The following is a 24,608-nucleotide window of genomic DNA, read 5'->3' as shown; positions in this document are numbered from 1 at the left end:
GAAAGGGCAAAAATGAACACTGAAAATATAGTACCAAATAAAGTTTTAGCACTTTATCTGGCACTTTTTTACCTTTGGTGGACTGTCGAAGAGCTGCAAATTGGGACTATACAGTAATATTTTGTCATAAGTCCTATTGAGACTATCAGTTAAATTTATTACTCGGAGCATTCCCACATTTTTTAGTTAAGAAGTATTCGCCTCAAGTAAAATTCGAATACCCACAACTAGTAAAGAAACATTTCCGTATTTTTAATATATTGCCAGAGGCTCTTTATGATCTGGCTTCGGATAAGCTTGTTCCAAAACTTGTAAATCTTTCTTTGTTAGCTCAATATCTAACGCCCTAAGATTAGATAATAAGTGCTTTGAACTACTACTTTTTGGTATCGCCAAAACATCTGGTTGTTGCATTACCCAAGCCAATAAAATCTGATAAGGACTTGCCTTGTGTTTTTCAGCTACTTGTATGACCGCCTCATTTTTCATCATTGTGCTACCCATTTTAGGTCCTCGACCCAGAGGACTGTATGCAATCAATGGAATATGATGTTCTCTTTGCCAAGGCAAAAGACTGAATTCAATTCCCCTAGTCTCCAAATTATACAAATCCTCATTAACAACGCAGTTCTGACCATTTGGCACCTGCCAGAGTTCCTCCATATCATCTATGTCGAAGTTTGATACTCCCCAGGCACGAATAAGTCCTTCATCTTGCAGTGACTGCAGTTCTGAAACTGTCTCTAACAGAGGAACCATTCCGCGCCAATGATAAAGGTACAGATCTAAATAATCAGTTTGCAGCCTCTTAAGACTAGCTGCCAAACTTTGCCGCATTTTATGTGCAGAAGCATTTTGAGGCAATACTTTAGATATTAAAAAAATTTGTGATCTTTGATAAGGCTTTATCGCCTCACCAACTAGTTCTTCCGAATGACCATTGCCATACATCTCGGCCGTGTCAATCACTGTTAAGCCAGCATCAAGTCCTGAACGAATAGCTGTTATTTCTTCTTCTCTGACTTCTGGGTCATCCCCCATTTCCCAAGTACCAATACCTAAAGCTGGCAGAACTTGATTATTGATAGTAACAGTTTTCATAAGCAACCTCCTTATGATTCTATCTAAACTATTGTGCATATATATATAATTATATAAGCGAAAATAAACAAAATTTTAATAGCATCCACTTATGGATTTTCCAATCTCGATATAATTAATTGTAACACATGTTCCACTAGTCTATATTTGTGTAAATTCACCTTTAAGTTAAGGTATCAAAATCTCATAGAGTAGTTATACAAAAATATCATGTTTTGCTTTTCACAAGCTTGGGGATTGTATTTTTATGATTGGCAATATAAAATCAAAAATAAAAAGGTGAATTTCAATGACAAATAATTTAACAAATTCATTTCATTTATCTGGTAAAAAATGGTTATTAATATTATTATCGAACATAATTGCATACTGCTGTTTGATAATGCCTGGTATACAAGTTCCAGACTATTTAGTCTTTGATGAAAATCATCCCTCTTTAGCAGCTGCATGTTTTCAGCTATTAATTGTAACCATTTTTTTAGTAATTCAAATAATCGGTGTACAAATTGCTACTGGTAAAAAATGGCATCATTTATTTCATGTACCACATGCTAAAGAATGGCTTTGGATTGTTGTTTTCTTTGTCTTTGCCTATTTCATATCTGTGTTATCAGGAACAATTTCTCAAAAATTATTTGGTTCTGTTTCTGGCAATGCAGCTGCAGGATTGACTATGAAGACGCCACATGTTTGGTCAATTTTTCTCTATCAACGTTTAAGCAGTGCTATCCAAATATTGGGCGAAGAATTTTTAGCAATTATGCCTTTATTAGCTGTTACCCAATTAGCTGATTCTTGCCATGTGCCTCACCCACTATTTTGGGGTAATATTGCCTCTGCCCTGATTTTTTCTTTACTTCATCTTTCTACTTATGACTATAATTTAGGCTATGTTATTTTAGGTTTGGCTTTTACACGCCTAGTTTTAAACTGGGCTTTTATAAAAACACATAATATTTGGGTCAGCTTTTTAGTCCACTTCTTATTTGATACATTAGCCTTTTTAATTTTATTATTAGCAACTAAGTAAACAAATATACTCAAATTAATTTCAAGTCATAACTGGAGTTTTTTCTAGTTATGATTTTTATTTTAGGCGTAATCAAATCACTTTATAAACATGAATATTTTATCTGCAGTCCTTAATGTGTTCTATATGACAGTTCAATATTTCTTACCTGTCTACTATGAAATATACAATCATTTTAACTTAACGTCTGCGGTAATTATAAGAACATTAACAAATTGTTGGAATTTACTTATTACTTGTCTTGTTACTTAATGTGATAATTGTTACAATTAGACATAAATAGCCATTATTGATATTTAAAGAGTTGAGTTAAGGTGGGTGGCCAAAATGAGTGGTAATGTTGAACAGAGAATCTTAACAGCTTTCTCACAATTATTGATTCACAATGGTTATCAAAGAACCACTACTAAAAGAATTGCTCAAGTCGCTCAAGTTAATGAAAGTACCTTGTTCAGGCATTTTAAAGACAAACGTGGCATTTTACAGCAACTGATATCTAAGTATCGTGATGATATTCAAATGATCAATAAAAATTATCAGTTAGTTGGCGATTTAGATAAGGATATTATGAATTTTTCCATCATCTATCAAAATTTTATAAAGCAACATCTAGCTTTGTTTTTAACTGGTATTCGTGAATCTCAAAATTTGCCAGAATTGCAAGCAGTGATTAAAAATCTTCTCGATTTAATCAGAAAAATTTTAGCTGAAAAGTTTGAACAAATGCAAAAAACAGGAGAAATTGCTCAAGATATTGATAAAAATGTTGAAATTGATAATTTAGTTTTACTCAATTTAGGTCAAGCTATTATGCAGCATTCCTTTCCTAATTGTGTTTTTCAAACTCAGCCACATGCTTTTGTACAAAATAATATTCGTACCTACTCTCAACATTTAAAGCCTAAAAAATAATAAAACGACCAGATGAATTCATTTCAACTGATCGTTTTTAAATATTGAAAAGTTTTTAAAATACAATTACTTTTTGTGGTTAAAATAAATATTGCTGTCATTTTTGGAGGCGATAGTATAAACCATTTTATCTCCTCTTACAACATAATGAGAAAATTCCAGCGGCTGATCAAACTGATTGTAAACAGTCTTGTTTACATCAAAAAGTGGTACTACATTAGTTAATGCCAGTAATCTAGCTTGTTCACTACTGGGTAGGATAGTGCTGATTTCGCGATATGAACTTGCTAAAGTTTCATGGTACTTATCTGCTAGGTATTGGTATAGTGAGGTATCTTCATGAATATTTGTAAGTAATTCCGGAAAGCGTTCAGCTGATAGCCAGGCTTCATCAATTGCCATAGGCTCATTTCCTGTTTGAGAAATTCTTTTAATATAAACTAAATCTGCTGGCTCAGACAGTTGCAAAATCTTAGCAATTTGAGAATTTTGTAAAATTTCTCTTTTTAAAATAATCTTTTTATTTGTTTTAGAGCGAGACTCAGAAAATTCAGAGAATCCTTCAATTTGTTCCAATCTTCCCCTCATTTTTTTGACATTGACATAAGAGCCTTTCCCCTGGATAGTAACTACTAATCCTTCATCAGTCAATAATTTCAGAGCTTTACGCACTGTTATTCTGCTAACCTGATATTGTTGACACAAATATTGTTCACTCGGTAATTTTTCATCAGTTTTCAAAATGTTTTGCTGAATCTTTTGTTTGATATCTAAGTAGATTTTTTTGTAAAGTGGTACGCCAGCTATTGTTTTGACAGAATTCATTATCACACTTCCTTAACTATTCAATATTACTAAATTAAAATAAAAATAACAAACTCAAAGATTAGTATAACAGTCATTTAAAATTATAACTGTATGAAAAGTTTGGTAGATTATACTAACTAAAAAACTCTAGAAATATTTTAAAGCCTGAAATATTGCTTTAGAGCATTAGCTATAAAAGTTTTTATCAGAATTTTTTATAAATAAATTGTCAAACTTTTGATTTATTTAAATAAGTGGCTCATTAAAAACAAAAACCGCCAGCTTTTACGCTAACGGTTTTAATAAGCCATTATTTCAAGGATCTTTGATATTTTCGTAACTTCTTTAAAGCCCATTCATAATGACTGCAAGTATTTGCAATGAAATAAGTACCTAATGCATTATTACCAGTCCAAGGAAAAACATTCTTTTGAAAGAGTTGCTCTTCCGTATAGGTATCAAGCAAAGCCATAGTTTGTTTATGACTATTCGCCAGCATTTTTTCTGCTTCTGCAAGTGGCGTAGATTGGTGCTTTTGCCAAAATTCTTGATTCATTTCACCATAATTACGCCAATTATACCCTTCAGGCAAAAATTCTTTGTCTTCACCGGATTGATTGCTTTTAACCCACTCTAGCAACAATTTTTGCCATTCATATAAATGGATCAAAACATCGCGTACATTATGATCTCTCTTCCAATGAGCTTCTTTTAGTTTACTCGTATCAAAATTGAAACTGCCAGTGCGAGCATCCTCTGGCAACTTAGCGATTAAATCAACTATCTTCTGGTATGACGAATTACTTGCATCAACTAATTCTTGCTTGGTTTTAGGACGTGGCATCTATTTTTCCTTTTCTTGATAATATTAAAAATTTATTTATCAATATTTTATCATAAGGAGTTTTACTTAGTCCACGACCCATCGTCTATTACATAGTGACCATTGCCTAAATCTGCCATTTCTTTATTTTCATATTGTTGTCTAAATGCATGATAATTTGATAACTTTTTATTTTGTTCTGCTATTGGATTAGTAGTGGGGATAGCGGTTAACAAACTTTTTGTATAAGGATGCACAGGATCGTCGAAAATTGCTTCTGTTGGCCCAATCTCGACAATATGTCCCAAATGAATTACTCCTATATGACTTGAAATATGTTTGACCATTGCCAAGTCATGGGCAATAAAGAGCATGGCACTGCCACTTTCTCTTTGTATTCTTTGAAGAAGATTAACAACTTGAGCTTGTACTGAAACATCTAGGGCAGAAATAGCTTCATCTGCAATAATAAGTCTGGGATGCATGATAACTACTCTGGCAATACCAACTCTTTGTCTTTGTCCACCTGAAAGTTCTTGTGGGTAACGATTAACAAAGGATGAATCAAGTCCGACTACTTTGAGCATTTCTATAACCTTTTTCAGTTTTTCATCCTTAGATAATTCTGGATAATGAATATCTAAGCCTAGTTTAACTATATCACCGACTTTTTTGCGAGGATTTAGTGAAGACATAGGATCTTGAAAAATCATTTGCATGTCTTTGCGCAATTTGGCAGTCTGCTTTTTACTTAACTGACCTGCTATTTGTTCACCTTCAAAAATGACCTCACCTGCTGTAGGCCAATAAAGGCGAATAATGGAGCGTCCAATAGTGGTCTTGCCACTTCCTGACTCACCTACCAGGCCAAAAGTCTCACCATTAGCAATATTAAAGGAAACATCATCAACTGCCTTAACTATTTTTTTATTTGCAACGGGAAAATATTGCTTCAAATGATGAACTTCTAAGATATTTTTAGTCATTGCTTATGATGCCCCCTTCATTTTTGAAATTCTTTCCTGCAAAACTGGTGGAACTGGTACTTTAGGAGCCCTCTTATCTAAGAGCCAAGTTGCAGCGTAATGGTGATCATTAATTTTAAACATTGGTGGTTGCTTTTTAAAGTCAATGTTTAGGGCGTACTTATTTCTTGGAGCAAAAGCATCACCAACAATTGGTTGTGTTAAATCTGGAATCGTGCCTGCAATTGTTGGCAGTTCGTCAACTTTTTCATTGATATCAGGTACTGATTCAAGCAGACCCCAAGTATATGGGTGACGAGGTTCAAAAAAGATATCTCGGCTCGTTCCAGTCTCAACTATTTTTCCAGCATACATGACGTTCACATATGTTGCAATATTGGCAACCACCCCTAAATTATGGGTGATAAAAATAACAGATAATTTCCTGCTCTTTTGTATATCTTTAATCAGGTTCAAAATTTTAGCCTGAATAGTAACATCCAAACCCGTAGTTGGTTCATCACAGATCAGTAAACTGGGATTCCCGGCCAACGCAATGGCGATAACAATTCTCTGTCTCATTCCTCCAGAAAGTTGATGTGGATATTGGTTCTGAACAACCTTCATGTTTTGAATGCCAACGGTTTCAATTAAATTAAGCACCCGTTCGTTGATTTGATCCTTGTTCATCTCAGGATGAGAAGCCTTTACTGCCTCAGCGATTTGCTTATTAATTTTCATGGTTGGATCGAGAGAAGTCATTGGGTCTTGAAAAACCATTGCTATTTCTTTGCCCTTAATACGATTTTGCATAATCTTAGGACTAATTTTTAATAAATTAACTGTTTGTGGACCATTTTCAGTCTGGTAAGTGAAATTGATCTCACCGGATTTAATTATTTGATTGGCTTCTTTTTCGCCCATGATTGGCTTTACACTAGCTGACTTGCCACAACCGGATTCACCAACTAAAGCAACTGTTTCACCCTTTTTTACCTGATAACTTATTCCTCTAACAGCTTGCACTTCTCCGTGATCGGTATGATAGGCTACTTGTAAATTTTTTATTTCTAAAACTGTTTCGGTCATAATCTTACCTAACTTCCTTCAATAGCATCCCGTAAGCCATCCGCAATAATATTAAAACTCAGCATAATTAGTGCTAAAAACAATACGGGGAAAATGACCATGTATGGGTAAACGATAGCCTGGGTATAACCATCATTAATCATTGTTCCTAATGAAGCTAACGGTGCCGGAACACCTAAACCGATAAAGGCTAAGAATGCTTCCAAAAAAATTGCGTTCGGAATAGATAACATAAATGTGGTAATTATTTGTCCTAATGTATTAGGCAAAATTTGAGAGAAAATAATTTTAATATCAGATTCTCCCATTGTCTTTGCTGATAAAACATACTCGCTGGTTTTTAGTTCCAACACCTGTGCGCGAACTATTCTACTCATATTAATCCAGCCGACAATCATCATCGCAGTAATTATGCTTACTAGACCTGGCTTCATGACCAGAACAAGCAAAGTAACAATAATGATCATAGGAATAGTACTAAGAATTTCTGTTATTCTTTGCATGAATAAATCAATTTTGCCACCAAAATATCCTGAAATCAGGCCATAACTAGTACCAATAACCAGATCAATTGCCATTGCCACCAGAGCAACCCTTAGTGAAACTGAAGTACCAGCAGCAACTCTTACAAAAATATCTCTGCCTAAGTTGTCTGTTCCAAACCAATGACCATTAACTCCAGGAGCTAAATTAGACTGGTTAGGATACGGTGTAGTGGGTGAGTATTGACTAAGGTAAGGCGCCAGAATGGCTATTAAAGCAATAATAATTAAAACAACTGCGCTAATCACCGCACCTTTATTTCTTAAAAAGCGATGCCAAACCAACTGCCCATATGAATAAGATTTACCAGAATAATGGTCAACTGTTTCAGATTTATGGGCAAATTCAAAATCATTATTTTCTATATTAGTCATAATTATTTGCCCTCATCTAATCTAATACGCGGATCTATTAACCCGTAAAGAATATCAACTATTAACATAATACCAATAAAAAGCACTGCATAAAAGAAAGTTATACCTAAGACTACATTGTAGTCATTAGCTTGTATAGCACTGATATACAATGTTCCCAAGCCTGGAATAGCAAAAGCTTTTTCAATTACCATACTCCCGGCAATTAGGTCAATCATCAGTGGTGCTAATACAGTAATAACTGAAATTAAAGTGTTTCTGATAACATGGTGTCCGATCAACTGGAACTTTTTAATTCCTTTTGAATCCGCTAAACGATAATAATCAGAATTCATAATATCAATCATGTCATTTCTAACATATCGTTCAATACTTGCCATAGTAAAAGTACTCAATGCTATTGTGGGCAGAATACTTGAAACAAAAGGCTGACTTGGTTGGTACGTTCCTGGAAAGACCATTAGTTTATAAGAAAATATAATTGACACGATCAATGCTACTACAAAGTTAGGAAGACTTATTCCCAAAACAGAAATGCCAGTCATTAAGTTATCCCAAATTGTGCCTTTTTTGATTGCTGCCAAAATTCCCATCAGAAAGCCTAAAACTGAACCTAGTACAGTAGCCTGTAAACCTATCTGGAGTGAAATGGTAAAATGCTGCAAAATCATTGTAGTAACCGGCGTATTAACTTGAACGGTATACGAAACACCGAAGTCGCCAGACAACATATTTTTTAAGTAATTAAGAAACTGCAGTGGCACTGGACCGTCTAAACCATATTTATGATAAAGTGCCGCTACTTGAGCATGTGACATTTTTTCATCATTAAATGGAGAACCAGGCATTGCCTTTTCCATAATAAAAAGAATCAAAGTAATCAAAAATAATGTAATCACTGCTATTAATATTCTTTTTAAGACATACTTTTTCAATTTTTTCCCTCCAATCTTCCTAAATAAGCAAACAGAGCTGAGATTGTATCCCAGCTCTATTAATACTTTTAACGAAATTATTTAATTGAAGCATATTTGAAGAAGAATGGTACACCTGCAATATGCATCGGTAAATCTTTAATATTAGATCTTTCCAAAACTGGTGCACCAATCTGATATAGCGGTGGGCAAGAAGCACTGTCAATTAGGATATTGTTTGCCTTAAGAAGCAATTTGTATCTCTTAGCTTGATCAGTTGTTTGATCAGATTGAGCCATTAACTTATCAAATTCTGAATTTGCCCAGCGACCGTAATTGCTGTCGTTCTTAGATTGATACATACTCAAGATCGCTGTTGGATCAGCATAGTCTGGTCCCCAACGAGTTAAAGTAGCATCATAAGTAGCTTTTGACATCTTATCAGTTCTAGTCTTCTTTGCTACTTGCTGCAGTGTCACTTTCATGCCAGGAAGGTGTTTTTCAACTTGAGCCTTGATATACGCAGCTACGTTAGCATATGAAGGATCACTGTCATCATAAAGCAAGGTAAATGAACGCAAGTTAGTTGCTTTTTTTGCCTTATTCCAATACTTTTTAGCTTGAGCTGGTGAATACTCGTAAAGATTAGTAGTTGATTCATCTGCAAAATCTTTGCCTGTTGTCGGATTCTTAACCAAATCTTTCATAACCATAGAATGAGAAGGAATTGAACCATCTTTTAGGATGTGAGTTGTTATTTCTTTACGGTTAATGCTGCAAGAAATTGCCTTACGCAGATCAGCATTATCTAATCCCGGTTTTTTCAGATTAAACATAATGTACTGTGTAAAATTACCAACATCATTGACAAAGTTCTTATCTTTTCGATATTTAGAAACAAGCTGACCACTTAAGTGAACATAGTCTGCACTGCCATTTTCGAATGCAATAGCTGCCTTTTCTGGGTCTGTAATAATATCAAGCTTAACATTCTTAATTTTGACATTTTTGGCATCCCAATATTTAGGATTTTTAACTAACTGGATAGTGTTATCGCCTAATTTCCAATCCTTGATTTGGTATGGACCAGAATAAATTAAATGACTGGAATCTTGTGCAAATTTTTTACCAGTTTTTTGGAAGTATTTCTGATTGACAGGAGCAAAATCACTGAATGCCAGCAACTTGTTCATGTAAGGTACAACATGATCCAATTGCACTACTAGAGTTTTAGGACCTGTAGCCTTAACGCCCAATGACTTGACCGGCTTCTTGCCAGCTACAATGTCATTAGCATTTTTAATGCCAGCCGCACCTGGTTGGAAGTTAAAGGCTGAAGCAATTTTGGGATCAGACAACCGCCGCCAGGCAAAAACAAAATCATTTGCTGTTACAGGATCACCATTTGACCAGTTGGCGTTTTTACGAATAGTAAAAGTCTTGGTGAGTCCATGATTACTCGTTTTAACTTTAGAGGCCAATGCCAATTGGGGCTTATCGTGGGCATCAATAGTGTACAAGCCTTCGGTTGTGTTAGCTACAACTGTTGAAGATGTGTTTTGATACGCTAAAATCGGGTCAAGAGAGTCAACCGTTGCATTTTGAACAACAGTAATTTTATCTTGATTTTTTGTACCAGAACTGGAATTTTTCTGGCATCCTGTTATTAACAAGCCTACACATGCAATTGCAGTTGCAAACAATGCACTTTTTTTCATAAATATCACTCTTTTCTAAAAAGATTTCTGATGACCAAAACCACCAGATAGTTGGCAAGTAGCTGCAGCATTTTTACTAGCTGCTAAAGCAGCTTCTTGCAGATTGTTTTTATTTAAGTAAGAAACTAGAAAACCAGCAATAAAGCTGTCACCTGCACCCATAGTGTCAACGACTTTTACTTTTTGTGGTTTTTGATAATAGGATTTCTGTGAAGTTAACAAGAATGCAGAATTTGCACCTCTTGTGATGACTATGACTTCCGGTCCCAAAGTTAAATATTTTTTAGCAAATTCTTCCACTTGTTCATCAGACATCTCTGAACCTGAAAAGAAAGCATAATCTACAAACGGTAAAACACGTTTAAAATAACTTTCATTGCGAGAATCTGAAAAATCAAATGATACTTTAGTAATATGATGTAATTCATCAAGATAATTTTCAATTCCCGAATCAATTCCAACATGAACAACATCAAATTTTTTTATTTCCGCAAAATCTGTTGGGGTAAGCCTTAAGGATAACAAATGCATTACTGAATTTTTAGGACCAGGAGCAAAAGTTCTATCACCTTCATCTGTGAGAATAACTCGAGGCTGTGCTGTGGGAGCATAGACCTTACGACAATTAATAAGTTCTACATTTTCTTCTGTTAAAGATTCTTTAATATGCTGTGCTCGATCGTCATCTCCAAACATTCCCAGATAAGCTGAAACATCAGCTCCGGCTTTTTTGGCATCAACTGCTACATTGACACAATTTCCGCCTGGAAAAAATATCTTTTGCTTGATGTATGTATCAGCTACATTGTCACCAACTGCAATTATTTTCATGATTTACAGCCTTTTTAATAATCCAGATGTCCCATATAACGACGGACATCTAGTGAGTGTCCTCTTTCATAAGCAAATCCTTCGGCTAATTGACGGAAAGCAACTCCCGAAAGAATCTGAGAATAGTATTCTTTAAAGTCGTCATCTACTTCATGCATATCAAAGTCAGCGTCGTCAATCACATAAACTTTTTGACTATGCTTTTTAGCAAAATCGATTACACGTTGATCCATTTTTCTGGTAACGCCTAATCCTTTGCAAATGATAAATGGCACATCAAAATCTGTTACTTCAAAAGGACCGTGGAAATATTCAGCAGAATTGATATATCCACTATGAATCCATTGCATTTCCTGAAGCCAACAAGCTGAAAATGAATATGTTTCTCCAGTATTAATACCTGATCCTACAGCATAAATTAATTTTTCGCGTTTTAATTCACTGGTCCATTTCTTTGCAGTTTCTCCAAATTGTTTTCTTACCCTGTCAGCCATAGTTTCTAAGCTATCCAAAGCTTTCAGGCCTTTTTCAAATTTGTTATCACCAGTTATGGACTTCAATAGACTAAATATGAAACCATACAAAACCCCATTATTTAAATCAGAAGCATCGGTACCTTTGCCCCAACTGTAGTGCAAAGTGAAATCGGAATTCTTTTCTAAGTCAGAACCTGCTGTATAGGTAATACCTACTGTTAGAGCACCTTTACTCTTGGCAAAATTAACTGCCTCATTTGTTTCTGGCGTACTACCTGAATGTGAACAAGAAACTACTAAACTATGATTGCCCAAATCATGAGGATTACGTGTTGTAAATTCCCGTGCTGGTAAAATTGTGGCTGGAATATCACATTCGCGGTTGAAAATATATTCAGCTGGTTGCATAAAAGCCATCGATCCTCCACAAGCTACAAAATAGACATGATTAATGCCATCAATCTTTTCTGCAGCGGCAAGAGCATTCTTAATTTCTTGTTGATATTCTTTTTTCATTTTTAACCTCTCAATCATTCTTGTTATATGATGTTATATTATAAGATAATAGCTAATTTTTAATATGTCAAGCATTTTTCTTAAAATTATTTAATAAAAATAATTGACTAGTAAAATCAAATAAAAAAGTTTGTGAAATGGTATGAACCAATTGCCTGTGTATCAGAGCAAACAAAAAAAGCAATTCACAAACTCGTGAATTGCTTTTTAATAATTACTAATCAAATTCTTATTTTAAGACAAATGCCTGCCTATTGCACTGCCGATAATTGACAATGTAAAGCACACAGCAAAATACAAAACAGCTAAAGCAGCAAACATCGGCAAAATGTAATTTGCATTTTGACCATAAATAACTTGTGCGTGCTGCATCATTTCCGGAACAACTATGATTGTTGCCAAAGATGTGTCCTTAATTAGAGAAACAAACTGACTAATAATTGTTGGAATCATGTTTTTATAAGCTTGAGGCAAAACAACATGCCATAAAGCCTGAACAAACGACATACCAGTTGATCTTGCACCCTCCATCTGACCGATAGAAACAGACTGAATACCTGAACGCACAATTTCTGCAATCATGCAGGATTCAAATACTGTCATTGCAATAATCGCCGCCGGTATTGTTTCCGGCCTTAAGCCAAAGTTTGGTAGTCCAAAATAAGTAAAAAAGATAATTAGCAGCAAAGGAATGTTACGAATAATATCAATAACGAAACCTACAATTGCTGAAACATATTTAATTTTAGAATACCTGATTATGCCTAAAATGGAACCAATAATAAAGCTTAGAATGACTGAAATTACGGAGATGTAAATAGTTACCCAGAGGCCCATTAACAAAAAGCGTACATTAAGCCACGAAAAGGCGTTAACCCAATTTTGCATTTTCTAGTACCTCCTTTTAACCTAATTTCTTTTCCAGATGCCGCATATAATAACTAATAGGCAGAGTAACAATCAGATATAAAACACCTACAACTAAATAACTGTTAATAGTGTCAAAAGTTGTTGATGCAATTGAATTTGCTTGGTACATTAAATCAAATCCTGCCACAAAGGCTAGAACTGAAGAATTTTTGACCAAGTTAACAAATTGGTTTCCTAAAGGTGGTATTACTATCTTGAATGCTTGAGGCAAAATTATATAACGCATTGCCTGCCAGTAGGTCATACCAGTTGATCTCGCACCTTCCATTTGACCGCCGGAAACTGATTGAATTCCTGAACGAATTGTCTCGGCAATAAAAGCAGAAGTATACAGAGTTAAGCCGATTGTACCAGCTGTAAAACCGTTGATTTTGACAACATACATCGGAATTACCAAGTAGAAAAACATAGTGATTACAAGCAAAGGAATGTTACGCATTATTTCCACATAAGCATGCCCAATTACACGCATTACTTTACTTGGAACAACTTCCATAATTGCAAATATTGTGCCAATTATTAAACTGAAAAATAAAGCAATTACACTAGATAGTATTGTCCAGCCCAAGCCAACAAACAGCTGGCTGCTGAATTTTGAAAAAATATTAATCATCGGCGATACAGCTCCTTATACTTAAATCCTGGAACATCGCCAAACCACTTTTTAATTAAGCGATTATATTCACCATCATGCTGCATCTCAAGAACTGCCTTGTCTACAGCTTCAGTAAATGAGGTTTGTCCCTTATTAACCGCAACACCGTAAGGTTCAACAGTAAAAGTGCCACCACGAACTTCGTAGCCTGGATTTTGAACTGCTAACCCAAATAAAATTCCGTTATCAGTAGTTAATGCATCCCCCTGATGTGATTTTAAAGCGTTCATTGCCTGAGCATAGTCTTGCAATTCAATCACTTTTGCTCTTGGAGCCACCTTTTTAATGTTTTCAACCGAGTTGGCACCGACAACACCGATAACTGTCTTGCCATTAAGGTCCTTTGTACTCTTAATTGAAGAATCTTTAGGAACTAAAAGTGACTGACCCGCATCAAAGTATGACTTTGAAAAAGAAATAATCTTTTTACGCTCGGGCGTGATTGACATTGTGGCTATAACGGCATCCACATTTCCGTTCTTTAAAAGTGGAATTCTGGATTGAGATGTTGTTGTTACAAACTCAGCTTTTCCTTGAGGTCCTAATATATGCTTTGTGATATGTTTTGCCATATCAACATCAAAACCCTTTTGCTGACCATCCTTAACATCAATTAAGCCAAAAAGTTTAACATCACCTTTAACACCCCAAACAATAGTATTTGCTTGTTTGGCATTATTTAAAACAGATTGATCACTAAGACTTTTACCACAACCGGTTAACATCAAAATACATGCTAATAAAGGAAACAGCCAAAATTTCTTTTTCATAATTGGCCTCCTTAGTGAGAAATAATTTTACTCAAAAATTGTTGTGCCCGCTCCGTCTTAGGCTGCTTAAAGAAGCTTTCGCTATCATCATCCTCAACAATTCGACCTTGATCCATAAAGATAACTCTATTTGCCACCTCTTTAGCAAAGCCCATTTCGTGAGTAACAATTAATGAAGTCATACCACTTTCAGTGGTAACTTTCTTCATAACTTGTAAAACATCATCAATCATTTCCGGATCAAGAGCAGAAGTTGGTTCATCATATAAAATTAGTTTTGGTCTCATTGCCAATGTTCTGGCAATAGCAACACGCTGCTTTTGACCACCAGAAATTTGTGAAGGCATATTATGTGCCCATTTGCGTAGCCCAACCATATCAAGTAAATCTAACGCCTGTTTTTTATTTTCTTCTTCAGGCATGTGGCTTACTATTCTGGGAGCCAGCATGATATTTTCCAGTACATCTTTATTTTTGTATAAATTAAAGTGCTGGAAAACCATCCCAACATCACTCCGTAAGATGTTGAGGTTGGTCTTTGGATCTGAAAGATCGTGACCGTTAACTACTAACTTACCTTTCTGAATTGATTCAAGCCCGTTTACGGTCCGTACTAAAGTACTCTTACCTGAACCAGATGGTCCAATCAGAACCACCGTTTCGCCTTCATCAATCTCTAAATTAATGTCGTGCAGTGCATGAAAATGGCCATAAAATTTTTGCACGTCATGGAACTCTATCATCGACATTGTCATCGCCCCTTTCATAATCAATGCATGAAATAATAAGTTGTAGAATCTATTTTACTATAACCGTTAAGAATTTTAAAAGTAATACAGTGTTTTTAATAAAAATTTATAGAAAGATCTGCTTAATTCACATTGACTTGAAAGTCACATAGTTAGCGTTACGACGGGAAAGTATAGTAATAAAAAGGGCTTTTGTATGTTCATTAATAATAAATTAATGTCAAAAAATGCCATTTATAATTAAAATTATCTGTGAAAAATATACTCTTATTTGCATTTTTTCTTCCAAAAATAGTTTGACTAGCATACACTTTAATTAAGGAGAAAACTTATGGATAAAGAAAAAACTTATAAATTACTTTTAAAACAGGCTGGTAGTCTTCTGCAAGGTGAACATGATTTAATTGCCAATATGAGTAACATTAGTGCACTACTATTTAATGGTTTACCCGAAGTAAGTTATGCCGGATTTTATCGTTTTCAGGAGCAAGAGCTCATTTTAGGACCATTTCAGGGTCCTGTGGCCTGTATGCATATCCAATTAGGAAAAGGCGTCTGTGGAAAAGCTGCACAAACAGGTCAAATTCAAATTGTTCCTAATGTTCACGAGTTTAGTGGTCATATTGCCTGCGACGCTGATACCAATTCAGAAATTGTTATTCCTATTATTGACAATAAGAAACTTCTTGCTGTTCTTGATCTTGACAGCAATGATTTTGCTAGATTTGATCAAATTGATGCTGAATATTTACAAAAAATAGCTGATCTTGTTTCAAAATAAACTAAAAAAGCTCCGCAACCTAAATTAAGATTTTGGAGCTTTTTATTATGTATAGCTTTCTACTTTTTGCCTGCTAGACGTTGAAATGCTTTTACAATTTCAACTATCACGATCATACAGATTCCGGCACCTAAGACTATCAACCATTGTGTGGAATTCAATTCTGTGACATCAAAGAACTTAGTCATAAAAGGTAGTTCAACTGCCGCCATGACTACAGCAGAAATTAATATCGCCCAATTAAACCATTTATTAGCAAATGTCCTTTTAGAAAAAATTGATTGATGAATATACTTAGAATTAAAAGCATGAAACAGTTGAATTAAGCCTAAAGTGAGAAAAGCCATTGTCAAAGCATCAGCATGTTGCAGGTTGGCATTACCCATATGAGGACCAAAATTTAAGCCTAGTTGATAAGTGGTTAAAACAATGATACCTTCTAGTATTCCTTGATAAACAATTGAACTGGCAACGCCACCACTGAAGAAGTTTGATTTTTTACCCCGTGGTGTCCGTTTCATAATGCCTTTTTCAACAGGTTCAAGTCCCAGAGCAATAGCTGGTAAGGTATCTGTCACCAAGTTAATCCACAGCAATTGCACTGGAGCTAAAATATCCCAACCCAGCATGGTCATCATAAATACTGTTAAAACTTCCCCGACATTACAACTCATGAGGTAAAGAATGGCTTTTTGAATATTGCTAAAGACCTTACGTCCTTGTTTAACAGCTTCAACGATAGTAGCAAAGTTGTCGTCTGCTAAAACCATATCACTGGCACCTTTTGACACTTCTGTACCAGTGATGCCCATACCAATTCCAATATCAGCTTGCTTTAAACTAGGTGCGTCGTTAACTCCGTCCCCTGTCATAGCCACAATTTTGCCTTGGGCTTGCCAGGCCTTAACGATACGAACTTTGTGTTCTGGAGAAACCCTGGCATAAACATCAAAATCAGCTACATGCTTTTCCAGATATTCATCACTAAATTCATCCAGCTGTGCACCGGTAACTACCCGCTCATCTTGGCCAGGCTTCAAAATGCCCAGTCTTTCTGCAATTGCCTGAGCAGTGACTTGAAAGTCACCTGTAATCATAACTGTTCTAATACCGGCACTGTGAGCTTCTTTAATAGCCTCTTTTGCTTCAGGACGCTCTGGGTCTATCATCCCCACCAAGCCAGCAAAAATCAAGTCCTGCTCAACGTTATCAGTTGTAGGATCATCATATAATTGTTCAACTGGTTTATAGGCTAACCCCAAAACTCGCAAAGCATTTTTAGCCATATTCTGATTTGAAAGCATAATTTCATTTTTTTGCTTCTCAGTAATCTCACTGACTTTACCATCAAGTTCAATTCGTGTTACCCGTTTGAGCAGTTGATCCGGTGCCCCTTTAACCGTTACAAAATATTGTCCGTTATCTTCATTGACAGTGCTCATTAATTTACGGCCCGAATCAAATGGCACTTCCTGTAGCCTCTTATGATTTACAAGTAAATTATGCACATCAATTTTTTGGTCAAGAGCATACTGAATTAAAGCAGTTTCAGTTGGGTCGCCCAACAATTGATTGTTATCATCAAGTTTTGAATCATTAGCTAAAACCATTGCCATTAAAGCATGATTATCATGATTAATGCTATTTGAAGATTGATGAATCTTATTATCATAATAAACCTGTTCAACTGTCATTTTATTTTGGGTTAAGGTACCGGTTTTATCAGAACAGATGATATCCGTTGCTCCCAACGTTTCCACTGCTGGTAACTTACGCACAATCGAATTGTGCTTAGCCATTACCTGAGTACCAAGAGCCAAAATAATAGTCACAATTGCAGGCAACCCTTCCGGAATTGCAGCAACAGCAAGTGAAACTGCCACCAAGAACATATCGATTGCTAATTTATCCGTAGGTTCTGTTCCCTTTTTAGTAAAAAAGCCTACAACAAAGACCACAGCACAGATCAGCAGGATCATAATAGTTAGCGTTTTACCAAGCTGATTTAGATTACGCTTTAATGGCGTATCCGTTTCATCAGTGTTGTTAAGCATTGTTGCAATCTTTCCGACTTCAGTATTCATACCTGTTTCAGTGACAATGCCTTCACCGCGACCATAAGTAACATTAGTATTAGCAAATGCCATGTTATCCTGGTCGGCTAATGCTACTTTTTCTTCATTAACAGGATCACTAGTTTTATCAACTGGAACGGACTCACCAGTCAAAGCTGATTCTTCGATTTTGAGACTTTTAGTAAGAGTCAACCGCAAATCAGCTGGTACAACATCGCCTGCTTCAAGCAAGACCACATCCCCAGGTACTAGTTCTGTACTCGGTATTTCCACAATTTGACCATCACGCCGAACATGGGCGTTAGGAGTAGCCATTTTCTTTAAAGCATTAATTGCTTCTTCAGAGCGTGTTTCTTGAAAAACGCCTAATACTGCGTTCAAAATGACCACAATCATAATAATAGCCGCATCTGTCCATTCTTGAGCCACAAAGCCTGAAAGCAATGCTGCAACTATCAAAACAATGATCATAAAATCCTTAAACTGGGCTAAAAAACGTTGCCAAATGCTGATTTTCTTTTTGCTGGTCAAACTATTAGTGCCATATTTTGTACGCAATTCTTCTATTTGGTTTACGCTTAATCCTTGACTTGATGATGTTTCTAACTCTTGAGCTACATCTTCAATCTTTTGATTGTAAAAATTTTGGGGCATTGTTACCTCCTAATAACAAAAAGAGACTTATATGTACAACACACACAAGTCTCACTATTTAAGATAAGTCCAGAAGTATTTCTCCGGGTGTTGGGCTTATCGCAAGTAATTGCTGTTACTCCCTTATGATGATTCTTATTATAAATAAAATTATTGTTTTTAACAAGGATAAGGCTAATTAAATTAACCGAATAAAAAGCAAAAACATAGCTTCTTTTATTAAGAAACTATGTTTTTAACTAACAATATTTACTTGAGACCTGTCCATTTCCATTCAGTAACTTCAGGCATATCTTTACCATTATCACGAATGTATTGGTGGTGTTTTGCAAGCAATCTGTCCATCTCTGCTACAAAACCCGCACTCTTTTCAGCATAACGAGGAACACTTAAAATGGCATCTTTTGCCAAATGGAATCTATCAAGTTCGTTAACCACCCGCATATCAAACGGAGTAGTAATATCTCCTTCTTCTTCATAACAATGAATATGAACATTGCCGCGCTTGCGACCAAACCAAATGGATTGCATCATTGCCTTATAACCATGCCATGCAAAGATTACTGGCACATCGCTTGGGAATAATTCAGCAAATTCTTCATCAGAAATTGCTTCTGGGTTATCCTTAGTATTCATCAATTTCATAACGTCAATTACGTTAATATAACGAATCTTGAGATCAGGGAAATTCTTATGCAAAATGTCAATTGCAGCAAGAGATTCCATTGTCGGTTCCGTTTCAGTTGAGGCAAATACAACATCAGGCTTAGCATTTTGGTCAGTTGATGCCCAATCAATGTACGATAAGCCGTGGTTGGCAATACGAGTTGCTTCATCAATTGAGAACCACTGAGGTCTTTCCTGCTTTGAGGTAACCAAAATGTTGATACATTCACGATCGCTAAAAGCTTTTTGCGAAACTGCCAGTAAAGAGTTGGTATCAGCTGGTAAATACTCATGAACTAAATCTGGACGATTCTTTTCATACATGTGAGTCAAGACACCTGGGTCTTGGTGAGTATAACCATTATGATCTTGTTGGAAGACAGTTGAAGTTGCAATAAAGTTTAATGATGGATAATCCTTACGCCAATATTGTTCCTTAGCTTTTCTTAACCATTTCATGTGTTGAGTCAGCATTGAATCTACAACACGACCAAATGACTCATAAGTAGCAAAGAAACCGTGACGACCAGACAAAACATACCCCTCAAGCCAGCCTTCGTCTTGGTGCTCAGACAATTGTGAATCAATCAAACGACCACTTGGTGCCAGGTTTTCATCATTAGGTGTATGAACGGAGCTTTCCCATTGCCGTTTTTGCTCATCAATAAACTTGAATAAACGGTTTGACTTAGTTTCATCAGGGCCAAAGCCACGGAAGTTATTGGGATTGAGTTCTGCAATTTCGTTTAAATATTTAGCCCATTCCGTCATGTCTTCAGCTTCAATAGAACCTGGTTGATTAAATTTTAAGGCATACTTACGGTAATCAGGCAAACTAAGACGCTTAGCTTTCTCTCCACCTGCATTAGTGATTGGATTCATGGCCATTCTGCTATCGCCAGTAACATTATCAGCCGTGACAATTTCAGTTGGAACGCCATTTTTATCGAATAACTCTTCCGGTTTATAACTCTTAAGCCAATCAACCAGCATGTCTTTATGTTCCATGTCATCTTGAGCAACTGGAATTGGAATCTGGTGTGCCCTAAATGAGTTTTCAATTGGATTACCATCAAGATCCTTCTTTGGACCTGTCCAGCCCTTTGGTACACGGAAAATGATCATTGGCCAATGCGGCAAAGTTTCATCATTATTCTCACGAGCATTCTTTTGAATAGCCTTAATTTCTTCAATGACAGTATCCATCAATTTAGCCATTTCTGCATGAATCTGCATGTGCTCTTTATAGCCATCAAATTCACCGCCATTATATGCAGAAATAATATAAGGATGCCAGCCCATGCCTTCAAAGTACTTGGTCAATTCTTCGTCCGACATTCTGGAAACAATCGTTGGATTTGAAATCTTGAAACCATTAATTTGCAAGATTGGTAAAACTGCCCCGTCCTTAATAGGATTGATAAATTTATCGCTAAACCAGCTAGCTGCAAGTGGTCCTGTTTCTGCCTCACCATCACCAATTTCAACCGCTGCAATTACGTCAGGATTGTCTAGAATTGCACCTGTACCATGGGAAAGTGAGTAACCTAGTTCTCCACCTTCGTGCATTGAACCAGGAGTTTCAGGTGCAGCGTGTGAAGCAGAACCACCTGGGAAACTGAAACGCTTAAAGAGCTTAGCCATTCCTTTTTCATCTTGTTGAATTTCAGGGTAAAGCTCACTATATGAACCATCAAGGTATGAATTAGATACCATAACCTGACCACCATGACCTGAGCCTTCAATATAGAACATGTTCAAACCATACTTTTTGATAACTCTGTTTAAATGAGCATAAATAAAGTTTTGCGGTGAAATAGTGCCCCAGTGACCAATTGGCTTAGGTTTAACTTCACTTGCTTTGAGATCATGTTTTAATAACGGATTACTCATTAAGAAAAGTTGACCTACAGATAGATAATTTGCTGCACGCCAGTGAGCATCAACACTTTTGAGAAATTCTTTAGAGTCGTAATCAGCTGCCATTTTTATTCTCCCTTTTTAATATTTGCTAAAATTCATTTTATAAACATATTATAGCAAGTTTTTGGTAAAGTTCAACCATTTTGAAAATTGGTTCGTTCCAATTTATAAAAAATAAGCGTTTAATTATTGCCAAGTAGATAAGTAATACTATTATTATGCCATTTTCTATTTACAGATCAGCATATTTATGTTCAAATACTGATAAACACTTATTTTTCAAATTAAACACTGAAAAAGTGATTAAACAATATTTATTCTAGTGCTAAATTAGGCATAGGAGAGGTAAAATGACACAAGAAGAACGACTGCGACAAATTAAGCAAATGCTTAATAAAGAAAATCATTTGAGTACTCGCAAGTTAGCTGATTATTTCAAAATTTCTTTTGATACAGCTAGACGAGATGTAGTTCGCTTAACTGCAACTGGACAAGCAATTCGCGTTCATGGTGGATTAGTTGCGATAGACCGTAGTGATGTACCCAATTTCCTCATGAGAAGTCAAATAGATTCACCAGTTAAAACTAAAATGGCAAAAATGGCTCAGAGATTTATCCATCCTAACCAGTGTGACTTTATCGGTCCATCAACCACTTTAAAGAAATTATGTGAATTAATTTGTGGTGCTGACTTGCAAATCGTTACTAATTCAATCGACAACTCTTTAGCGTTGATGCAATCTAAATTACCCAGTGTGAGACTTCTCGGAGGCACTATGGACAAGGAAGACAGGTTTAATTACTCTGTTGATTCACTTGAACTTTTGCATCGTCTAAGTTTTAACACAGCTTTTGTTGGCACGTCTAATATTAGAAGCGATGGTATTTATTCAGCAAAAATGAGTGATTCAGAATTAATCAAAGTAGCCTGTTCCAGAGCAAAACAAGTGGTTGTGGTCGCAGAAAAATACAAATTTGATAATCAGAATACTTCTCCTTACATGTCAATTCCATTAACAAAGGTTGACGTTCTAATTACCGATTTGCCTTTGTCCGAAAAATTTCAGAATAGTTTTTCGCCCAAAACGCAAATTATTTCAGTACTAAGGAAGTGAGGTTATGTGGAACTTTTTTGGTAGTTTGTTTTTAACAAAACGGCAACAACTAATCGAAGAAGTTTATAAAGATTTAGATCAGTTTTATAGGAGTTTCTACTCTAATATATATAATGAATTGAATATTAATAAATATAAGCAAATTCGTGATGCTATTGGTATGGTAATGCGTAAGTTTGACAGTCAAGATCACCCATTAGATTATACTGGTAAATTAGTATTGTATATTGAAGCTTGTGTCGCACTTCAGCATTTGCATTTAACGACCTTGCAGCAAAAACTTTTACATGATTTAAGTGAAAAAACTAAAAACATTAACTTAAATTTTGTTTATACTGGACGGATCACTGATATGCAACAATTCAAAAATGTTTGATTTTCTTTTTTAAATAGAATGTATCCCAAAAAAGCAGGCTTAAGCCTGCTTTTTCATTTGTTCAAATTAACAAATGTATTGAATTTCATATATTGATAATGAATTCGCATCGTAGAAACTTCAAATGGAGTTCCATCATCCAAAAAGAAGATACCTTCCATCACTCCCACTGGTTCAATCTTTTTTAAATTGAGTCGAGATTGGTCTTCATCATTTGAAGGCTCAACCGTAATATTCAAAAACGCTTTGGTAACGACTTTATTTTGCGAATCTTCTAGGTAATTAAAAAGTGATTTTTTCAAGTGTTCTGGTTTGAGTTCAGGAACAATTTTAATAGGCACATACCCAGTTTCTATTAAAAAAGGTTGTTCATCTAAAAAACGCAGCCTTTTAAACTCATAAACAAAGTCATTCTCTTTAAGGAATAAGTCTTGTGCTATCCCTTTCGGAGTCTTGATCACGTTAAAAGAAAGCAATTTGATTCCCTGCTTTTTACCAGGAACCTTCAAACTATCAGTCAAACCTAAGTTAGACCCTTCATACCGAAACAAAGATTGATTTTTTAAATACAAAGGGTTAATAAATGTTCCGCTGCCTCTTTTTTTAAAGACAATACCTTGTTGAGAAAGCAGCTCCATCGCCCTTTTCATTGAGGAACGACTTACTTGATAGTGTTCAGCTAGACTACGCTCGTCTGGAAGGCGCATCCCCTCATATTTGTTATCTAGAATATTTTGTTTGATATCACGCATCACAGTACGATAAACGAAATCTGCCATTATCTACCTCAACTATTTATATTCCTGATGGAAGAAACTAACCACTCTGAAAATTGATCTCGGTCAACTTTTACACCAACTTGAACATTTGCCTGTTTATTAAAAAAGTTATTAAAATCAATCAAAGAAGCACCATACGCACTTGGACTTTTGGTATCTACTATGACATAAGCTGGCTTAAAAGCAAACATTTCAGGCTTTACCAACATACCAGCCGCCAGTGCATCGTAAACTTCACGGCCATTGGTTTCAGTATGATCATGTAAATTGCTCATAATATGATAGAGCATATCTCCCGTTCTGCCCGATTGCTTAATTTGATCCAAAACATCTGGAGTCACATATGCTTGATGTCCTAATTCAAGTGGTGCTAATAAAATCTTTATGCCACTTGAAAAAACAATCTGTGCTGCTTCAGGATCGCCCGCAACATTATATTCTGCATAAGGTCCCCAATTGCCACGACCGATTGCACCACCCATAATTACCAGTTGCTCAATTTTAGGCAAATCTTCTGGAAATTGTCTAAAGTAAAGTGCAAAATCTGTTGCTGGTCCAATTTGCATTAACGTTACTTTTTCAGCACTGCCAGCAACAACTTCATGAATTGCCTCTGCAGCAATACCTGGTTTTAATAAGTTGTAGTCAGGTGCTGGAAAGTCAAAACCAGCCAGTCCACTCTTTCCGTGAACATCTGAGGCATCAATTTGATCCCGCAGTAAAGGTCTGTCAGCACCACTTACAACGGGGACATTGGTTTTTAAAAATGTTTCCAATTTTAAAGCATTGTCCAAAGTATTTTTCAATGGTACATTGCCCCAAGTCGCTGCTATCAATTTAACATCAAATTCTGGAGCAAAAAGAGCAACGGTGATTGCTACAACATCGTCAATTCCGGGATCTGTACTAATTATCAATGGTTTTTTCAACATAAGTATCCTCTTTTTAAAAATGGTTATAAAACAATAATACCAAATTTAGCTGCTCGTTGCTGTAAAAATAAAAAGAGTTAACCGCATAGACAAACTTGGGTCAA

The 24,608-nt window shown here is 35.7% G+C and carries 23 protein-coding genes; 5 read left to right on the top strand and 18 right to left on the bottom strand.

Annotated elements, in window-relative coordinates; all coding sequences use genetic code 11:
• Positions 1 to 252 precede the first annotated feature (252 nt).
• A complete protein-coding gene (locus tag F5ESL0261_RS02805) occupies positions 253 to 1,101 on the bottom strand; it encodes an aldo/keto reductase (protein WP_122052080.1) in 849 nt (282 codons plus the stop codon).
• A 289-nt stretch (positions 1,102 to 1,390) separates the two neighbouring features.
• On the opposite strand from F5ESL0261_RS02805, the gene F5ESL0261_RS02800 reads away from it, so the two are divergent.
• Together F5ESL0261_RS02800 and F5ESL0261_RS02795 are read left to right on the top strand one after the other, a co-directional pair.
• On the top strand, positions 1,391 to 2,131 hold the full coding sequence (locus F5ESL0261_RS02800) for a CPBP family intramembrane glutamic endopeptidase (RefSeq protein ID WP_122052079.1): 741 nt from the start codon (positions 1,391 to 1,393) through the stop codon (positions 2,129 to 2,131).
• A 327-nt stretch (positions 2,132 to 2,458) separates the two neighbouring features.
• The gene (locus F5ESL0261_RS02795) at positions 2,459 to 3,043 is read left to right on the top strand and encodes a TetR/AcrR family transcriptional regulator (protein WP_109585997.1); all 585 of its coding nucleotides are present in this window, start codon (positions 2,459 to 2,461) and stop codon (positions 3,041 to 3,043) included.
• A gap of 66 nt (positions 3,044 to 3,109) precedes the next feature.
• Here the strand turns inward: F5ESL0261_RS02795 and F5ESL0261_RS02790 are convergent, their stop codons facing one another.
• The 13 genes from F5ESL0261_RS02790 to F5ESL0261_RS02730 form a co-directional block, all read right to left on the bottom strand.
• On the bottom strand, positions 3,110 to 3,868 hold the full coding sequence (locus F5ESL0261_RS02790) for a GntR family transcriptional regulator (protein ID WP_122052078.1): 759 nt from the start codon (positions 3,866 to 3,868) through the stop codon (positions 3,110 to 3,112).
• 292 nt (positions 3,869 to 4,160) lie between these two features.
• Positions 4,161 to 4,694: a ClbS/DfsB family four-helix bundle protein gene (locus F5ESL0261_RS02785; RefSeq protein ID WP_122052077.1), complete on the bottom strand. Its 534-nt coding sequence runs from the start codon at positions 4,692 to 4,694 to the stop codon at positions 4,161 to 4,163.
• A 62-nt stretch (positions 4,695 to 4,756) separates the two neighbouring features.
• Entirely contained in the window at positions 4,757 to 5,659 is a 903-nt protein-coding gene (locus F5ESL0261_RS02780; RefSeq protein WP_122052076.1) for an ATP-binding cassette domain-containing protein, read from the bottom strand.
• A 3-nt stretch (positions 5,660 to 5,662) separates the two neighbouring features.
• Positions 5,663 to 6,730 carry an ABC transporter ATP-binding protein gene (locus F5ESL0261_RS02775; RefSeq protein ID WP_305019190.1) on the bottom strand — a complete coding sequence of 356 codons (1,068 nt, stop codon included), beginning with the start codon at positions 6,728 to 6,730 and terminating at the stop codon, positions 5,663 to 5,665.
• 5 nt (positions 6,731 to 6,735) lie between these two features.
• Positions 6,736 to 7,644: an ABC transporter permease gene (locus tag F5ESL0261_RS02770; RefSeq protein ID WP_034977189.1), complete on the bottom strand. Its 909-nt coding sequence runs from the start codon at positions 7,642 to 7,644 to the stop codon at positions 6,736 to 6,738.
• 2 nt (positions 7,645 to 7,646) lie between these two features.
• A complete protein-coding gene (locus tag F5ESL0261_RS02765) occupies positions 7,647 to 8,579 on the bottom strand; it encodes an ABC transporter permease (protein ID WP_122052074.1) in 933 nt (310 codons plus the stop codon).
• Positions 8,580 to 8,656: 77 nt separating this feature from the next.
• A complete protein-coding gene (locus tag F5ESL0261_RS02760; protein WP_045927705.1) occupies positions 8,657 to 10,276 on the bottom strand; it encodes a peptide ABC transporter substrate-binding protein in 1,620 nt (539 codons plus the stop codon).
• A 15-nt stretch (positions 10,277 to 10,291) separates the two neighbouring features.
• Positions 10,292 to 11,107: a PfkB family carbohydrate kinase gene (locus F5ESL0261_RS02755; protein ID WP_122052073.1), complete on the bottom strand. Its 816-nt coding sequence runs from the start codon at positions 11,105 to 11,107 to the stop codon at positions 10,292 to 10,294.
• A gap of 14 nt (positions 11,108 to 11,121) precedes the next feature.
• Positions 11,122 to 12,099 carry an SIS domain-containing protein gene (locus tag F5ESL0261_RS02750; RefSeq protein ID WP_034977179.1) on the bottom strand — a complete coding sequence of 326 codons (978 nt, stop codon included), beginning with the start codon at positions 12,097 to 12,099 and terminating at the stop codon, positions 11,122 to 11,124.
• A 234-nt stretch (positions 12,100 to 12,333) separates the two neighbouring features.
• Positions 12,334 to 12,987: an amino acid ABC transporter permease gene (locus F5ESL0261_RS02745; RefSeq protein ID WP_122052072.1), complete on the bottom strand. Its 654-nt coding sequence runs from the start codon at positions 12,985 to 12,987 to the stop codon at positions 12,334 to 12,336.
• 16 nt (positions 12,988 to 13,003) lie between these two features.
• Positions 13,004 to 13,642 carry an amino acid ABC transporter permease gene (locus tag F5ESL0261_RS02740; protein WP_122052071.1) on the bottom strand — a complete coding sequence of 213 codons (639 nt, stop codon included), beginning with the start codon at positions 13,640 to 13,642 and terminating at the stop codon, positions 13,004 to 13,006.
• Complete coding sequence (locus tag F5ESL0261_RS02735; protein WP_122052070.1) at positions 13,639 to 14,454, bottom strand: glutamate ABC transporter substrate-binding protein; 816 nt, start codon at positions 14,452 to 14,454, stop codon at positions 13,639 to 13,641. Before F5ESL0261_RS02735 ends, F5ESL0261_RS02740 begins: the two co-directional genes overlap by 4 nt.
• Positions 14,455 to 14,465: 11 nt before the next feature.
• On the bottom strand, positions 14,466 to 15,203 hold the full coding sequence (locus F5ESL0261_RS02730) for an amino acid ABC transporter ATP-binding protein (RefSeq protein WP_109585990.1): 738 nt from the start codon (positions 15,201 to 15,203) through the stop codon (positions 14,466 to 14,468).
• 331 nt (positions 15,204 to 15,534) lie between these two features.
• On the opposite strand from F5ESL0261_RS02730, the gene F5ESL0261_RS02725 reads away from it, so the two are divergent.
• Positions 15,535 to 15,984: a GAF domain-containing protein gene (locus F5ESL0261_RS02725; RefSeq protein ID WP_122052069.1), complete on the top strand. Its 450-nt coding sequence runs from the start codon at positions 15,535 to 15,537 to the stop codon at positions 15,982 to 15,984.
• A 59-nt stretch (positions 15,985 to 16,043) separates the two neighbouring features.
• On the opposite strand, the gene F5ESL0261_RS02720 is transcribed toward F5ESL0261_RS02725, so the two are convergent.
• Positions 16,044 to 18,713, bottom strand: a complete 2,670-nt coding sequence (locus tag F5ESL0261_RS02720) for a calcium-translocating P-type ATPase, PMCA-type (protein ID WP_122052068.1) — start codon at positions 18,711 to 18,713, stop codon at positions 16,044 to 16,046.
• A 249-nt stretch (positions 18,714 to 18,962) separates the two neighbouring features.
• Positions 18,963 to 21,365, bottom strand: a complete 2,403-nt coding sequence (locus tag F5ESL0261_RS02715; RefSeq protein WP_122052067.1) for a phosphoketolase family protein — start codon at positions 21,363 to 21,365, stop codon at positions 18,963 to 18,965.
• Positions 21,366 to 21,652: 287 nt separating this feature from the next.
• Here F5ESL0261_RS02715 and F5ESL0261_RS02710 point away from each other — a divergent pair, with 287 nt between their 5' ends.
• Together F5ESL0261_RS02710 and F5ESL0261_RS02705 are read left to right on the top strand one after the other, a co-directional pair.
• The gene (locus tag F5ESL0261_RS02710) at positions 21,653 to 22,417 is read left to right on the top strand and encodes a DeoR/GlpR family DNA-binding transcription regulator (protein ID WP_109585986.1); all 765 of its coding nucleotides are present in this window, start codon (positions 21,653 to 21,655) and stop codon (positions 22,415 to 22,417) included.
• Positions 22,418 to 22,421: 4 nt separating this feature from the next.
• Positions 22,422 to 22,793, top strand: coding sequence for a bacteriocin immunity protein (locus tag F5ESL0261_RS02705; RefSeq protein ID WP_045927697.1), 372 nt, complete (start codon positions 22,422 to 22,424; stop codon positions 22,791 to 22,793).
• 53 nt (positions 22,794 to 22,846) lie between these two features.
• Here F5ESL0261_RS02705 and F5ESL0261_RS02700 read toward each other — a convergent pair whose 3' ends face one another.
• Both F5ESL0261_RS02700 and F5ESL0261_RS02695 read right to left on the bottom strand, forming a co-directional pair.
• On the bottom strand, positions 22,847 to 23,572 hold the full coding sequence (locus tag F5ESL0261_RS02700) for a GntR family transcriptional regulator (protein WP_045927696.1): 726 nt from the start codon (positions 23,570 to 23,572) through the stop codon (positions 22,847 to 22,849).
• 8 nt (positions 23,573 to 23,580) lie between these two features.
• The gene (locus F5ESL0261_RS02695) at positions 23,581 to 24,504 is read right to left on the bottom strand and encodes a nucleoside hydrolase (RefSeq protein WP_109585983.1); all 924 of its coding nucleotides are present in this window, start codon (positions 24,502 to 24,504) and stop codon (positions 23,581 to 23,583) included.
• Positions 24,505 to 24,608: the final 104 nt, after the last annotated feature.

It is taken from the genome of Lactobacillus sp. ESL0261 (assembly GCF_003693025.1).
In the GTDB taxonomy this organism is placed as follows: domain Bacteria; phylum Bacillota; class Bacilli; order Lactobacillales; family Lactobacillaceae; genus Lactobacillus; species Lactobacillus kullabergensis.
The sequence above is the reverse complement of the archived record's forward strand: the minus strand, read 5'-3'. Positions and strand labels throughout refer to the sequence as shown.

Coding starts and splice junctions, on each gene's coding strand:
- F5ESL0261_RS02700 (WP_045927696.1), bottom strand. CDS start 23,572: ATGGCAGATTTCGTTTATCGTACTGTGATGCGTGATATCAAACAAAAT.
- F5ESL0261_RS02730 (WP_109585990.1), bottom strand. CDS start 15,203: ATGTCGATGATAGAGTTCCATGACGTGCAAAAATTTTATGGCCATTTT.
- F5ESL0261_RS02770 (WP_034977189.1), bottom strand. CDS start 7,644: ATGACTAATATAGAAAATAATGATTTTGAATTTGCCCATAAATCTGAA.
- F5ESL0261_RS02800 (WP_122052079.1), top strand. CDS start 1,391: ATGACAAATAATTTAACAAATTCATTTCATTTATCTGGTAAAAAATGG.
- F5ESL0261_RS02740 (WP_122052071.1), bottom strand. CDS start 13,642: ATGATTAATATTTTTTCAAAATTCAGCAGCCAGCTGTTTGTTGGCTTG.
- F5ESL0261_RS02715 (WP_122052067.1), bottom strand. CDS start 21,365: ATGGCAGCTGATTACGACTCTAAAGAATTTCTCAAAAGTGTTGATGCT.
- F5ESL0261_RS02785 (WP_122052077.1), bottom strand. CDS start 4,694: ATGCCACGTCCTAAAACCAAGCAAGAATTAGTTGATGCAAGTAATTCG.
- F5ESL0261_RS02725 (WP_122052069.1), top strand. CDS start 15,535: ATGGATAAAGAAAAAACTTATAAATTACTTTTAAAACAGGCTGGTAGT.
- F5ESL0261_RS02755 (WP_122052073.1), bottom strand. CDS start 11,107: ATGAAAATAATTGCAGTTGGTGACAATGTAGCTGATACATACATCAAG.
- F5ESL0261_RS02745 (WP_122052072.1), bottom strand. CDS start 12,987: ATGCAAAATTGGGTTAACGCCTTTTCGTGGCTTAATGTACGCTTTTTG.
- F5ESL0261_RS02780 (WP_122052076.1), bottom strand. CDS start 5,659: ATGACTAAAAATATCTTAGAAGTTCATCATTTGAAGCAATATTTTCCC.
- F5ESL0261_RS02735 (WP_122052070.1), bottom strand. CDS start 14,454: ATGAAAAAGAAATTTTGGCTGTTTCCTTTATTAGCATGTATTTTGATG.
- F5ESL0261_RS02695 (WP_109585983.1), bottom strand. CDS start 24,504: ATGTTGAAAAAACCATTGATAATTAGTACAGATCCCGGAATTGACGAT.
- F5ESL0261_RS02750 (WP_034977179.1), bottom strand. CDS start 12,099: ATGAAAAAAGAATATCAACAAGAAATTAAGAATGCTCTTGCCGCTGCA.
- F5ESL0261_RS02760 (WP_045927705.1), bottom strand. CDS start 10,276: ATGAAAAAAAGTGCATTGTTTGCAACTGCAATTGCATGTGTAGGCTTG.
- F5ESL0261_RS02705 (WP_045927697.1), top strand. CDS start 22,422: ATGTGGAACTTTTTTGGTAGTTTGTTTTTAACAAAACGGCAACAACTA.
- F5ESL0261_RS02720 (WP_122052068.1), bottom strand. CDS start 18,713: ATGCCCCAAAATTTTTACAATCAAAAGATTGAAGATGTAGCTCAAGAG.
- F5ESL0261_RS02790 (WP_122052078.1), bottom strand. CDS start 3,868: ATGAATTCTGTCAAAACAATAGCTGGCGTACCACTTTACAAAAAAATC.
- F5ESL0261_RS02805 (WP_122052080.1), bottom strand. CDS start 1,101: ATGAAAACTGTTACTATCAATAATCAAGTTCTGCCAGCTTTAGGTATT.
- F5ESL0261_RS02795 (WP_109585997.1), top strand. CDS start 2,459: ATGAGTGGTAATGTTGAACAGAGAATCTTAACAGCTTTCTCACAATTA.
- F5ESL0261_RS02710 (WP_109585986.1), top strand. CDS start 21,653: ATGACACAAGAAGAACGACTGCGACAAATTAAGCAAATGCTTAATAAA.